Genomic DNA, 13,246 nt, shown 5'->3' on the forward strand with positions numbered 1-13,246 from the left:
CATGGATACTGCGAGCAAGCTAATCCCGGCGAATACGTTCTGCATTGCCAATCTGGTGGGCAATGCGCTTAAATTTACTGAGCAGGGTGAGGTATGCCTAATTGTGCAAACTGAGGCCGTTGCGGAAGACCGGATCACCTTCTCCGTTGAAGTTAGGGATACCGGCATTGGACTGCCTGTAGAACAGAAAGCCAACCTGTTCCGCTCCTTCTCGCAAATTCATGAAAGACGTTCACCGGGAAGCTATAGCGGAGCCGGACTGGGGCTCTCCATCTGTAAGCAGCTGGCTGAGCTAATGAACGGCAAAGTATGGCTTAAGGATACCAGCGAACAGGGCAGTACGTTTGCATTCGCGATTCCTTGCTTTGTGGCAGGTTCGGATAAAGTTCAGGCTGGAATCATTTGAGAATCCCTAATTCGTTTTTTGGTTTCCTCAATTTCATTTAAAATGTTTTTTTGAAAAATATTTGAGTAGTATACAACTAAATAGTGAGAGGTTGTATTAAATTCACTAGTATCAAATTTAGAAGGCGCTTTTATATCTGTTTTTTCTCCCCACTCCATGGTTACAGTAATATTATGTTTGCCGATTTCCGCAATATGTACAATTGCAGTAGTGCTGCTTTTCATACTATTTAAAACGATAATCACTATGAAGAAGATAAGTATAATTAATGTGAGCTTTGTTTTTTTGGCCATTACATTCTCCTTTAATTTGTTATTACTATGTGCATGTTAAAGCGCCCCAGTGGGGTGCTTTTTCTTTTACCATAATATTCTATACAAGTATGGATTACCATAAAAGGGTCCAAAGACAAGAAAAAGTTATTTGACCAGCTTATTTCCCAAAGGTGTGAAATGTAATAAAAATGGGTTTGGGGAGCAAGTTCCTTTATGCAGTACAAACGCAGCCGGCAAAGGAGTAACCATGTCAAAACACTCATGGACTTAGTAGGAGCTGGAAACCATACAGGCACTTTCGTTTCTCGGCAGCTTCGATATTAATGATGCCATTCTAAACTCATGTCGGTTTTGGGATGTACAAGCTGGATGTCCGTTCAAAAAATGTTTGGCGCAACTGATGAATCGTTTGGTAAGGACTTCAGTACATCGGTTAAATGCTAACTGCCGCTTTCCGGGGCAAAGCATTAGAAATTTTTATGAAATCCTGTACATAATACAACATTTCCTTCATCCTATCGGCCCAAATCCAAAATTGTTGTACAAAAGGCATGATTGCACCTTTTTCAAGCGACTTAGCAGGATTATTCTTGTATTTCATACAACAATCCACCAGAATACCTGGCTATCTATGAATCAAAGTTGCAAAACGTACAACATTCATGTCTACAGTGCTTCCTAAGAAGGCTTCACTCTGCCTGAAACGAAGCAAGTCTATAGAGATCTATGGCGCAGCTAACCCCATCGTTCACGATGGGGTTAGCTGCGCGACTTTATCTTTATAATCCGTGGCCGAAGGAAACCTCTGACAGATAGAGCGCGTCAAAATGAAATGGATTATTATGTCAATCATATTCATCTCTAAAGGCGAAATAAACATATAATGTAATTTATGCCACCAGAATTATATTTGATTAGCTAAATTCCATTCCTATTCGTGTTTCCTGCCGCATATATATCCTTTACCAAGTCCACCAAATCCATTAAACGGAGAGGGCCGAACACGAAGGAGGGATTTGTTTGACCAGCCAGGCTTCTATATTCCGTGAACAAATCATTAAGCTATCCGCCGATTATTACCGCAGCCGGTGGCCGGAACGACCGTTCGTGCCGGGGCGCGATTATGTTCCCGTCAGCGGCAAGGTGTTCGATGAGGAGGAGCTGGTCAGCCTGATCGATGCTTCTCTTGATTTTCATTTGACCGCGGGACGATACACCTCGGAGTTTGAGGAACGCTTCGCCGGGCTTATGGGGAGGAAGTATGCGCTGCTCGTTAACTCCGGCTCCAGTGCCAATCTGCTGGCGGTCGCCGCGCTTACTTCGCCGCTGCTCGGGAAGCGCCGGCTGCTGCCTGGTGATGAAGTGATTACGGTCGCCGCGGGGTTTCCGACTACCGTGAATCCGTTAATCCAGCACGGTCTGGTTCCCGTATTTGTCGATGTAGACATCCCTACCTATAACATCGATGTAACACAGCTGGACGCCGCGCTGAGTCCCAGAACCAAAGCGATTATTGTCGCGCATACCCTGGGCAATCCGTTTGACCTGGGCTTCATCCAATCCTTTGCTGACCGCCACGGCCTGTGGCTGATCGAGGATACCTGCGACTCTGTAGGGTCGCTATATGAGGGGAGCCCGCCGGCTCCTTCGGCGATTTGGCAACGGTCAGTTTTTTCCCGGCGCATCATCTGACGATGGGTGAAGGCGGCGCGGTACTGACATCGAACGCCCGGCTCAAAAAAATTGTTGAATCGCTGCGCGATTGGGGCAGGGATTGCTGGTGCACGCCAGGAACCGACAATACTTGCGGTAAACGCTATGACTGGACCAAAGGCGAGCTTCCTCCGGGCTACGACCATAAATATACCTACAGTCATATCGGCTACAACCTGAAGGCGACTGACATGCAGGCGGCCATCGGGGTAGCTCAGCTTAAGAAGCTGGAGGGGTTCACCGCAGCCCGCAAGCATAACTTTGAGTTCCTGAAGGCTGCTCTGAAGCCTGCAGAAGAATGGCTGATTCTGCCGGTAGCGACGCCCGGGAGCGAGCCAAGCTGGTTCGGCTTCCCGGTCACTGTGAGGGAAGGAGCGCCTATTTCGCGCAATGAGCTGGTGCGGAGCCTGGAGGAAGCGCGGATTGGCACACGTCTGCTGTTTGCCGGTAACCTGCTGAAGCAGCCGGCTTATGCGGGTGTGGTTCACCGTATCGCCGCTCCCCTGACCAACACGGACAGGATTATGAACGATACCTTCTGGTTAGGGGTATTTCCCGGTTTAAACACTGAGATGCTTAGCTACACCGCGCAGGTGATACTTGGCCTGCTCAAGGGAAAGGAGGAGAGCAAGGAATGAAGGTCGTTATTCTGGCGGGCGGTTATGGTACCCGGATCAGCGAGGAGACCGAGTTGAAGCCCAAGCCGATGATCGAGATCGGCGACCGGCCCATTCTTGTGCATATTATGGAGCATTATGCCAGCTACGGGTTTGATGATTTCGTCATTTGTCTGGGGTACAAAGGGCATGACATCAAGAAATATTTTGCGGACTTCTATTTGCAGAACTCCGATATTTCGTTTGATTACGGAAACGGCAACCAGATTACCCGCCATAACCGCCAGACGCGCAATTGGAAGGTGACACTTGCGGAGACAGGCAAGGAGGCGATGACCGGGGGGCGTATCCGGCAAGTCCAGAAATATACCGGGAACAAGCCGTTCATGCTGACCTATGGGGATGGCATTGCTACATGGGGGGATGTGCGGAACCGGCACCGCCTGGATGCAGCGCTGCGGGAAGCAGCACCTGAGATTGTGTTCCATCTGGCTGCCCAGCCCCTGGTCCGGACCTCCTATCAAATTCCCGCAGACACTTTCGAAGTCAATGTGATGGGGACGGTAAATCTGCTCGAGGCGGTCTGCAGCAGCGTGGATTCCGGCAGCCGGATCAAAGCTGTCGTCAACATCACTACGGATAAATGCTACGACAATCTCGAATGGATATGGGGATACCGCGAAACGGACCGGCTGGGCGGGTATGATCCCTACTTGGCCAGCAAGGCATGCTCCGAGCTCGTAACACAGGCTTACCGCACGAGGCCGGAGAACTGCAGCTCGACAGCACCAAAGCCCGTCGTCTGCTGGGCTGGAATCGGTGCGGGATAACGCGGATGAAATCGTCATTGTCGATACTGGCTCGACAGACCGCACGAAGGAAATTGCAGCAGAGTATGGTGCAGTCATTTATGACTTTGAATGGATCGGTTGTTCAAGGAACTGAACAGTGAGGGAAGGGTAACCTCAAGCCTCCAGCGAAACCGGCGGGTCCGGCGGGACTGCAATATCCAGTGGATCGGCCCGGTACATGAGTATTTGGCGGAGGGGGGCCAACGCTGGAGAGCAATATATGTATCACGCACTTCATGAAGAAGCGCTCAAATATTACGGCAAGTTTCTGGAGACCGGTCAAGGCAGGATCGAGGACAATAGCCGGATGGATCTACGGCCAACTGCCCTCGCAGGCAGTTGGCCAGCAAATAGGTGATTTTATACATTTATTTCGTGGAACGTGAATACCATCAAAATATATAAGTCCACTAGAAAGAGGAGAGATGTTATGGTTCGCCATTACACGCAGCTGGAATTGATCACGATATCGAAATTACCTCCGACCACAGTGAAGAGATGGCTAGAGTATTTCTCTTATTTTGTAGCCGCGACCCGTCAGGGAGACCAGGTGCTTTACCCTTATGAAACTTTGAAACTACTGAAGCGGATCAGTGAACTGCGTGCAGAGCGTTACCATCTTAGTACCATTGTTCGTCTGCTGATTGAAGACGGCTTTCCGATGTATGGCAAAGAGGACAAGAAGGAGTTGCAACCTCCTCCGCCAATGGAGAAAATCAGCGCCGAGCCGAAGAAGCCGGACAGACAGCAGCTGCTTGTTGCTTCCCTGGCGGCGCTTGCCGATGAGCTTAACCGGATTGCGGATCATCTTAACCACTTGAAGGTGCAATAAATACATTCCGGCCCGAATTCTATGAGCGGCAGCTTCATGGTTTGAGCTTGTCCATTTTGCTTAGACTCAGCCACTGCCCCCGCGTAACCGAGGTATCGGGAGTAATGCCCAGATGCACGGACATTAGACGTGATTTATGAGGTGGTGAAATCCGTTTGGAACTAAGATACCGGATGATTATCAAGAGGAATCATGAACGATACTGTCGTGCCCCTGCCCGGTTCACTCTGGATAAGAAGACCCTGGCCATACCGCTGAACCAAGCGGCGGTTGGTATTCCTTAAGCCGATTCCCCCGGTGTTATGCCGGGTAAGGCTTAGGAGGTTCTCAATCTCGGCAGCCGGAATCCCTTTGCCATTATCTATAATCTCTACACAGGCGCCAGCTTCCGCCTGATATATGCGCACCACCAGTTCGCCGCCCTTCGCCCGGCTCAGCAATCCATGTCTTACTGCATTCTCAACGAGCGGCTGGATGGACAGCGGAGGAAGCTTGAAACGGAGAGCGGGCTGGATCTCCCACACCACAGTTAACCTGTCTCCAAAACGAACTTGCTCAATGAATATATAGGATTTCACCAGGGAAATTTCATTCTCCAGATCCACCAGCTGATTCGTATTAATGAAATCAACGCTATACCGCAAGTAATCTGCAAATGCACCCGCTACATTACGCATCTGTTCCATATCAAATTCACTCAGGGCCATAATGGAGTTGATGGTGTTGAATAAGAAATGCGGTTTGATCTGGGCCTGCAAGTAGGCTGTTTCCATCCGCAGACTTTGGTCAATCGATTGTTTCAACGAAATTAATGCCTGCACTCTGTACTTCAGCTCTAATCTTTCAACAGGTTTGGTTACATAGTCATTGGCTCCATGTAAGAATTCTGTATATGACTCTTCTGAAATCGAATGGGTAATTAACAAGAGTATCGGCAGCTCCGTAATATCAAAATGTTGTCTGACCTGCTTGGTAAGCTCATGTCCTGACATTTGCGGCATTTTCACATCGGCAATTAACAAATCCCAGGAAGCAGAGCGGATCAGTTCAAGGGCTTCATCGGCACTGGAGACCGCAGTTAATCTGTAATTTTCTTCATAGAGAGTATTAGCCAACACTTTCAGGTTCACCGGATCCTCGTCCACAATTAGAATATTGGGTCTTGCCATCTCATAGAGAGGCCCGGACGATCCTGCACGGACCACTTCAGCAGATCCTTTATCTTGGCTAATGTTGCGGCGTTGTTTAACCCTAGAGGCTTCAATAATAATCTCTCCTTGCTCCGAATACTTAATTGCGTTATGCAGCAAATTAAATAGAAATTGGGATAATCTTTTTTCATCTGCATATACGTGTGAGAGTTTTGAAGAGATAGTTATTCTTAACTGCAGAGGTTTGCCTTCCATTGAGTAAGTGAGCATGTTGATAACATCTGTGATAACTTTCCGGAGCTCTACATGGCTGAAAGGAGATCAATCGGGTAAAACGGGAGGTTTTTTTCGCTCGTAAACCATTTTCCCGTATAAAATAAAACCAGACAGCCGGGAGATTATATAATCCGCCGGCCATCCAATAGGCGTGATTCAATACATCCTTAACCGGGAAAATAAACATATATATGCTATAAATGGAGATAGTTGTAATAAAAAACCGAGAGTCCTTCCAATAATGTTGCTTGCACATTCCTTTGGCGTAATGGTTGTTAGTGCAGCTACCTCACTCACATTTCCGTTTTTCTTCTGCTCGCTTTTTTCCCAAGGTTAGATGCCTCCCTCGAGCATAGTGTAAACGTCTTAACTGAACAATAAATGAACAAATTTTGTGGGCTTTGATGGCGAAGGCAAGGCTGTAACCAGTCTCAGGCGCAACCGGCTGGTGAAACGAAGCTGTAATTTTGAGTGGATAGGCGCAGTGTACCTTACTTGAACAAGGATGGAGCCCGACTGGCCCCGGGTGAAGATCAAAGCGGTGATCCCGTAAACGTGAGAGATCCAGCAGGTTGATTTTTATTGCCCAGCTATCATTAGGCGGCAGACATTGCAGCCATGTAAAAGGTAATGAAGCCGCTGAATCCGTTCAGCGGCTTTTTTTCTCAGGTGAATTTCAGCAGAAACAGCATTGACTCTATCTATGTTCCCTAACTATAATATTAATATAATAGTAAATAGATTAATGTTTGTGTTAACTAAATAACACGAAGCCGGACTGGAAGATTTGTTCGGTATAATAATTCCCTAAGGAGGGCTTAGCTTGTCTCAATCTATACCCGCATACACCGGTTATCTCTTAGTTCATTTCATCGGGGAGCAGCCGGATGGCGAACAGGTCTATTTCTCCTACAGTGAGGACGGCCTGCACTTTAAGGATCTGAACGCGGGTCTGCCTGTTCTGCGCTCGGAGCTCGGGGAAAAGGGAGCCAGAGATCCCTTTATCATCCGTTCGCCGAAGGAAAGCAAATTCTATCTGATTGCCACCGATCTGCGCATTGCCAGCGGCAAGGGCTGGGGTGCAGCCGTGGAGGCCGGCAGCCGCGATATTATCGTCTGGGAATCTGCAGATCTGGTGAACTGGTCACAGCCGTGGGCAGTCACGGTCGGTGTGGAGGGCGCCGGATGTGTATGGGCTCCTGAGGCGATTTACGATGAGGCTGCGGATGAATTCCTGGTATTCTGGGCTTCGGCTACTCAGGAGCCGCATGAGAGTGAACGGAAGCATAAAATATACAGCGCGCGCACGAAGAATTTCCGGGAATTTACGGCAGCAGAGAAGTACATTGAGCGCGACAATCATATCATTGATACGACAATTATCGCTGCTGGCGGGAGGTACTACCGTTTCTCGAAGGATGAGACAACTAAGAATATCCGGGTGGAGCAAGGTGCGTCGCTGGATAAAGACGCCTTCAGCTTTGTGGATGCGCCGGTTCTGGAGGCCATTATGGGCGTGGAAGGCCCGGAGATTTATAAGCTGAACGGCCGCGGGGAATGGTGCCTGATTGTGGACCGTTATGCGGAAGGAAAGGGATATCTTCCCTTGTTAACGTCTGACCTTAGCAGCGGCGATTTCCGCGTGCTTGCAGACAGGGAGTTCGACCTTGGTGTAAACACCAAACGCCACGGCGGAGTCCTTCCGGTTACTGCCGGAGAACGCAGCCTGCTGCTGGCGGCCTTCGGGGACGGACATAGCTACATAATGAATGAAATGATCACCAACCCGGTTGTCCTACAGCGGGCAGACCCCTGCATTTACCGGCATAGTGACGGCTATTATTACTTCACCGCTTCGGTTCCCGAATATGACCGGATTGAGCTGCGGAGAGCCCGGACGATCGGCGGACTTACAGCCAGCGAGCCTGTCGTCATCTGGACGAAGTATACCACCGGTATTATGAGCGGTTATGTATGGGCGCCGGAAATTCATTACATCAGCGGGAAGTGGTACATCTATTTCTCCGCAGGCAGTGATGATGCACCTTTTGCACAGCGTCTGTATGTACTGGAGAATGCTTCTGACAATCCGCTGGAAGGAAGCTGGGAGGAGAAGGGGAGAATCTATACCGCATGGGATACGTTCTCGCTGGATGCCACTACCTTTGCGCATGCGGGATCGCAGTATCTGGTATGGGCGCAGGAGGACCCTTCGGTTCAGGGGAACTCCAGCCTGTTTATCTCCAAGATGGCTAATCCATGGACGCTGGAAGGTGAGCAGATCCTGCTGACCCGGCCGGAATATGAGTGGGAGACGATTGGATACCGTGTAAATGAAGGGCCTGCTGTTATAAAAAAGAACGGAAGAGTTCACCTGACCTATTCGGCCAGCGCGACCGATCACCATTACTGCATGGGCCTGCTTACCGCGCCGGATGACAGCAATTTGCTGGATTCCGGCTCATGGACGAAATCCCCGGTCCCGGTCTTTACGACCAGCGAAGAGAACGGCCAGTACGGTCCGGGACATAACAGCTTTACGGTAACGGCAGATGGAACGCAGGACCTGCTCGTCTATCACGCCAGAAATTATAAGGAAATAGAGGGAGATCCCTTGAATGACCCTAACCGTCATACCCGTGTCCAGCCTGTGGCATGGGGAGAAGACGGGCTGCCGGTATTCGGATTGCCAGTGCCGGATGGCCATGAACTAACTTTATAGAATGAGGAAGGGGTACCCGGCATGCGCAAGCAGCCTGGTGCCCCTTCCTGCTGAGCGATAGTACCAGATAGTGTTCCCAAATAGAGAAGCAAACTGTAATAAGAGCAAGATCTGCTGTATTCACTGCATGTTCAAACGGGCTGGAATACGTTTTACTAGAGGAGGAAACAAGCTCACCCTAGGGAGGAACTACAAATATGACACAAGCTATGCAGCGTCAGGAAGCCGTATCCATTCGTAAAAATGAGGCGTTTGCCGCAGTTGCCGCGCAGCTGGAGCCCCGGCTTATTCAGCGGGAATGTACGCCGAAGCAGGTCGTCCGGATGATAAGGAATGAACAGCTGATCCATGGCTGGCAGGCAGAAGCGGTGCAACACGCACAAGACCTGCCCGGCATGTCATTCGGCAAAGGTGAAGAGGTGATTGTGGATTTCGGCGAACATCTGGTCGGAGCTCTGGCCATCCGGATCGTTCCCGTTGGCAGCCCGCCGGATGCCCCGCTGCATCTGCAGATTACACTTGGTGAAATGCCGGTGGAGATGGCGGAACCCTTCTCAGAATACAACGGATGGCTTAGCAGCTCCTGGCTGCAGGAGGAGCGGATTCATCTGGATGTACTCCCCGCTGCCCTGAAGCTGGAACGAAGATACAGCTTCCGGTATCTCAAGCTAAAGGTTCTGGATACCTCGCCCAAGTACAAGGTATCCTTTGCCGACATCAGCTGTACAGCTGTAACCTCGGCCGACCGCTCTGCGTTATCCGCCACGCTCACCTCTGCGGACGCGGAGCTGCAGGTGATCGATGAAGTCAGCGTAAAGACGCTGGAGGAGTGTATGCAGGAGGTGTTCGAGGACGGGCCCAAGCGGGACCGCAGACTATGGCTTGGTGACCTGCGGCTGCAGGCGCTCGCCAATTATGAGACATTCTCAGGCAACGGTCTTGTGAAACGCTGTCTGTACCTGTTCGCGGCTTATCCGGATGAACGGGGAAGGATCACAGCCAATTTGTTCATGAAGCCGCAGGTCATTGCGGACGATACGTATCTCTATGATTATTCACTCTTTTTTGTCTCTGTGCTTCACGATTATTTCCTGGCTACGGGTGACCGGAATACGCTGGAGGAGCTGTGGCCGTCTGCTTACCGGCAGATCGAGCTGGGGCTGGAGCGGCTCGACGAACGCGGAATTGTTGCTGATGACGAGAGCTGGTGGTCCTTTATTGACTGGCATCCTAAGCTGAACAAGCAGGCCCCTTCCCAAGCTATCTTAATCTATAATTTGAAGCGCGCGCTGCATCTGGCAGCTTTGCTCGGAGATGAGCGTAAGGCTACGCTGGAGCGGACAATCGGAGAGCTTACACAAGCGGCGGCGGAGCATCTATGGGACGCCCAATCCGGCTGCTTCATCAGCGGCAGGGACAGACAGGTCTCCTATGCATCACAGATCTGGATGGTGCTGGCTGAAGTTCCGGAACCGGAGCAGGCGAAGGCGCTCATGCTGAGGCTGCTGGAGGACAAGTCTGCGATTCCGATGTCCACACCTTATATGGTTCATCACTTCATTGAGGCGCTGATTCAGGTAGGCGAGAGGGAGACAGCCATCAGGGAGATCAAGAAGTACTGGGGGCAGATGATTAAGGACGGAGCGGATACGTTCTGGGAGCTGTATGATCCAAACGACAAGAGCTTTTCACCTTACGGCAGTCATCTGATTAACAGCTATTGCCATGCCTGGAGCTGTACTCCGGCTTATCTGATCCGTAAATATCAGCTTTAGAAGCAACTGGATAAGGCAGCAGCGCGAACAACCTGAGCATCCGCAGCAAGCGGCGTCTCAGGTTGTTTGGTTATGCTTGCGGTAGAGCAGCGGAGTTAACCCGTAGCGCTCAATGAATTTTTTGTGGAAAAAGCTCAGGCTTTCATAGCCGCATTCGCCGGCAATCTCTCCGATAGAGCGGCCGCTGCTGGTGAGCAGGAGAGCGGCATAAGCCATACGGTGCTCCTGAACCAGCTCCCCGAAGGTTTTGCCGGTGCTTTTCTTCAGCAGATTGCCCAGATAATTCGGATTGAAATTAAAGTGCGCAGCCAGATCCTTCAGGGAACAATGACGGAAGTGCCGCTCGAGATACTGCAGAATCTCCAGCAGATCGGCCCGTTTGGTCAACGGAAGCCCGCTTAAGGCAGGATCTTGGTTCAGTACCCGCATAAGCTCCGTGAATACGATGACCATATAGCCGCTGATCATATCCGCCGAGAACTCACGGGGATCGAAATACTCGCACATAAGACTGGCGAGAATATGGTGAAGGTTCAGACAGTGCTCTGAGCGGAAGAGGAGATAACGGTCATGTGCGGTGGAAGGAGACTGGGCATTGACCAGGAAATCAGTTAATCTCCCGTCAATGCCGAGGCGTGTCAGAAATGCCGCGCTCAGCGTTTCCTTGCGCATCAGAATATTAATCAGAATGTCATCCTCATCCAGAATGGATATCGAATGGGGCATATCCGTATCGAGCAGGCAGATCTGGCCTTGAGTCAGCTCAATGTCAGAGCCGCCGATCCTCTGACGGCAGCGGCCGGAGTACATGTAATTAAGCTCGATAAAAGAATGGGTATGCTCCGGCATCGCCGCAAATCTGTGGTGCTTGCTGATATGATAATCACCCTGGCGGAAGAAGAGGTGTTCCGGCAGACGCGGAACCCGTTCTCCGGGCGGCAGGGTCATTTCTTGGCCGCCGAACTCTTCGATGTTGCGGCGGGTGAGCCGCTGCTTGGCTTCTATGGTATTATGGCGTCGCAGCTCCTGGTCAAGCTCCCGGTGATCCATCCGGTCCGGTCTCCTTTCCGGCTACACACAGCTTCCGGTATTCTTCCGGTGTGTGTCCCGTCATTTTCTTGAACAGCCGGAAAAAGTATTTGGCGTTGTCGATTCCTAAAGCTTTGGCGATCTTATAAATCTTATCCTCACTTGTGCGCAGCAGCAGCTTGGCGCGTTCAATACGCTCTTTGTTGACATAATCAATCAGATTCTCACCGGTCTTTTCTTTGAACAGAAAACTCAGATAGCTCGGGCTGATGTAGAACAGACCTGACAGATGCTCAAGTGTGACGGGTGAAGCTATGTTTTTGCAGATATATACCTTCACATTGTCGATGACATTTGGCGAAGAGTACACCGATTGCTCCTTGAGCAAGTCCGCAGTGGAGGTGAGCACCGTAAGGAAGTACAGCCGGATCTCCTCAGCATCGAACGAGATGCTAAGCACGGCTTCCAGGCTCGAAGACGGATGCTGTCCGTTCTGGGCCGGGAAGTAAGCAGCGATCAGCGTTTTGACCTCAGCGATGATATGCCGGCAATTCTCTTTGAGCTGATGAATGGTCGCCGCAGGCTGACCGCGGTAATAGTCAAAATATTCGTGCACCCCTTCAGTGACCTTTCCGGTGTTGCCCGATTCAATGAAAAAGATCAGGTCCCGGCTGCCTTCCCACATCACGGGCGTGGTCTGGTAGCTGCCGGGATGGTAGAGGAAATACTGGCCCTGGTCTGCGATGGCCCGGCAGTTCAGGGCAGACATAGATTCCTCGCGTGCCTGCTGCAGCCCGGACACAGTGCTTATTACACTGCTGATGCCAATGCAGGCCTGGGGTCCTGTCCCGGCAATCAGCTTCCGGGCTTCGGAGGCGGCCAGTTCCAGGATCTCGGTCTCTGGAAGTGAACTGTCATAGAGCTGGAGAGAGAAGGCCACCTTCCTGCTCTGCGGGTGCAGAAGAAACAGGCGGGTCCCCTCCAAAGCAGGCTCCTGGGCAGCTAATTCTTCCGGTGTATAGAGAGTTAACAGGACCATTCTGCCGGCAGACATGAGATTCCGCATGGGGGCAGAGCGGAACACGGGCGGGTGCTCCACGGGATAGAACCCGGAAATATATTGCAGCAGGGCATGCATATCTCCAAGCAGACTGAGCTGCTCAGCTTCTCTGGTGATGCTCAGCGTCTCCGCCTTGGAGGACTGCTCACTTTCGATTGCGGTTACCGCTTTGGAGATGGCATCAAGGATTTCTTCTTTACTGAACGGCTTCAGCAGATAATGGACTACGCGCGCCGAAATGGCCTCCTGCATATATTCGAAATCAGAGTACCCGCTGATTACGATAATCTTTTTGTCGGGATATTGGCTTTGCAGTTGCCGGAGCAGGGATTTGCCGTCCATTACCGGCATCCGCATGTCGGTGAAGATCAGATGCGGGTCCTGTGTGCGGACGAGCTCAAGGGCATCCCCGCCGTTGTCTGCTTCACCGCAGAAGCTGAGCTCAGCAGTTACGCTGCGGATCTTCTTCAGCAGGCCCTGGCGGATCAAAGGCTCGTCGTCGACAATGATGAATTTGTACATGGTCCAGCCTACTTTCA

10 protein-coding genes and 3 pseudogenes are annotated in these 13,246 nt (G+C 50.9%); 8 read left to right on the forward strand and 5 right to left on the reverse strand.

Annotated features, from left to right (window positions below):
* Window position 1 precedes the first annotated feature (1 nt).
* Window positions 2-406 (forward strand): ATP-binding protein, encoded by a 405-nt coding sequence (locus tag NSQ73_RS07485; protein ID WP_340985954.1) that lies wholly within the window; start codon window positions 2-4, stop codon window positions 404-406.
* On the opposite strand, the gene NSQ73_RS07490 is transcribed toward NSQ73_RS07485, so the two are convergent.
* On the reverse strand, window positions 388-699 hold the full coding sequence (locus NSQ73_RS07490; RefSeq protein WP_340985955.1) for a hypothetical protein: 312 nt from the start codon (window positions 697-699) through the stop codon (window positions 388-390). The genes NSQ73_RS07485 and NSQ73_RS07490 overlap by 19 nt on opposite strands.
* Before the next feature lie 415 nt (window positions 700-1,114).
* Window positions 1,115-1,282, reverse strand: a complete 168-nt coding sequence (locus tag NSQ73_RS07495) for a hypothetical protein (protein WP_340985956.1) — start codon at window positions 1,280-1,282, stop codon at window positions 1,115-1,117.
* Window positions 1,283-1,929: 647 nt separating this feature from the next.
* On the opposite strand from NSQ73_RS07495, the pseudogene rfbH reads away from it, so the two are divergent.
* From rfbH to NSQ73_RS07515, 4 genes and pseudogenes are all read left to right on the forward strand, one after another.
* Window positions 1,930-3,032 (forward strand): annotated as a pseudogene (gene rfbH / locus NSQ73_RS07500) (lipopolysaccharide biosynthesis protein RfbH).
* Complete coding sequence (locus tag NSQ73_RS07505) at window positions 3,029-3,841, forward strand: GDP-mannose 4,6-dehydratase (RefSeq protein WP_340985957.1); 813 nt, start codon at window positions 3,029-3,031, stop codon at window positions 3,839-3,841. Before rfbH ends, NSQ73_RS07505 begins: the two are co-directional and overlap by 4 nt.
* Window positions 3,822-3,938: pseudogene (locus NSQ73_RS34930) on the forward strand (glycosyltransferase); the annotation flags it as partial. The gene NSQ73_RS07505 and the pseudogene NSQ73_RS34930, both read left to right, overlap by 20 nt.
* A 354-nt stretch (window positions 3,939-4,292) precedes the next feature.
* Entirely contained in the window at window positions 4,293-4,694 is a 402-nt protein-coding gene (locus tag NSQ73_RS07515) for a MerR family transcriptional regulator (RefSeq protein WP_042139022.1), read from the forward strand.
* A gap of 161 nt (window positions 4,695-4,855) precedes the next feature.
* Here the strand turns inward: NSQ73_RS07515 and NSQ73_RS07520 are convergent, their stop codons facing one another.
* A complete protein-coding gene (locus NSQ73_RS07520; protein WP_340985958.1) occupies window positions 4,856-5,899 on the reverse strand; it encodes a histidine kinase in 1,044 nt (347 codons plus the stop codon).
* Window positions 5,900-6,944: 1,045 nt separating this feature from the next.
* Between NSQ73_RS07520 and NSQ73_RS07525 the strand changes: the two are divergent.
* The 3 genes and pseudogenes from NSQ73_RS07525 to NSQ73_RS07535 form a co-directional block, all read left to right on the forward strand.
* Window positions 6,945-7,613: pseudogene (locus NSQ73_RS07525) on the forward strand (glycoside hydrolase family 43 protein); the annotation flags it as partial.
* A 273-nt stretch (window positions 7,614-7,886) separates the two neighbouring features.
* Window positions 7,887-8,843, forward strand: coding sequence for a glycoside hydrolase family 43 protein (locus NSQ73_RS07530; protein WP_340989223.1), 957 nt, complete (start codon window positions 7,887-7,889; stop codon window positions 8,841-8,843).
* Between the two features lie 197 nt (window positions 8,844-9,040).
* Window positions 9,041-10,618, forward strand: a complete 1,578-nt coding sequence (locus tag NSQ73_RS07535) for an alpha-L-rhamnosidase-related protein (protein ID WP_340985960.1) — start codon at window positions 9,041-9,043, stop codon at window positions 10,616-10,618.
* Window positions 10,619-10,675: 57 nt separating this feature from the next.
* Here NSQ73_RS07535 and NSQ73_RS07540 read toward each other — a convergent pair whose 3' ends face one another.
* Together NSQ73_RS07540 and NSQ73_RS07545 are read right to left on the reverse strand one after the other, a co-directional pair.
* The gene (locus NSQ73_RS07540; protein ID WP_340985961.1) at window positions 10,676-11,668 is read right to left on the reverse strand and encodes an AraC family transcriptional regulator; all 993 of its coding nucleotides are present in this window, start codon (window positions 11,666-11,668) and stop codon (window positions 10,676-10,678) included.
* Window positions 11,649-13,229, reverse strand: coding sequence for a response regulator (locus NSQ73_RS07545; RefSeq protein ID WP_340985963.1), 1,581 nt, complete (start codon window positions 13,227-13,229; stop codon window positions 11,649-11,651). Before NSQ73_RS07545 ends, NSQ73_RS07540 begins: the two co-directional genes overlap by 20 nt.
* Window positions 13,230-13,246: the final 17 nt, after the last annotated feature.

This window comes from Paenibacillus sp. FSL R10-2736 (genome assembly GCF_038000245.1).
Classification (GTDB): Bacteria; Bacillota; Bacilli; order Paenibacillales; family Paenibacillaceae; genus Paenibacillus_AQ; species Paenibacillus_AQ phytohabitans.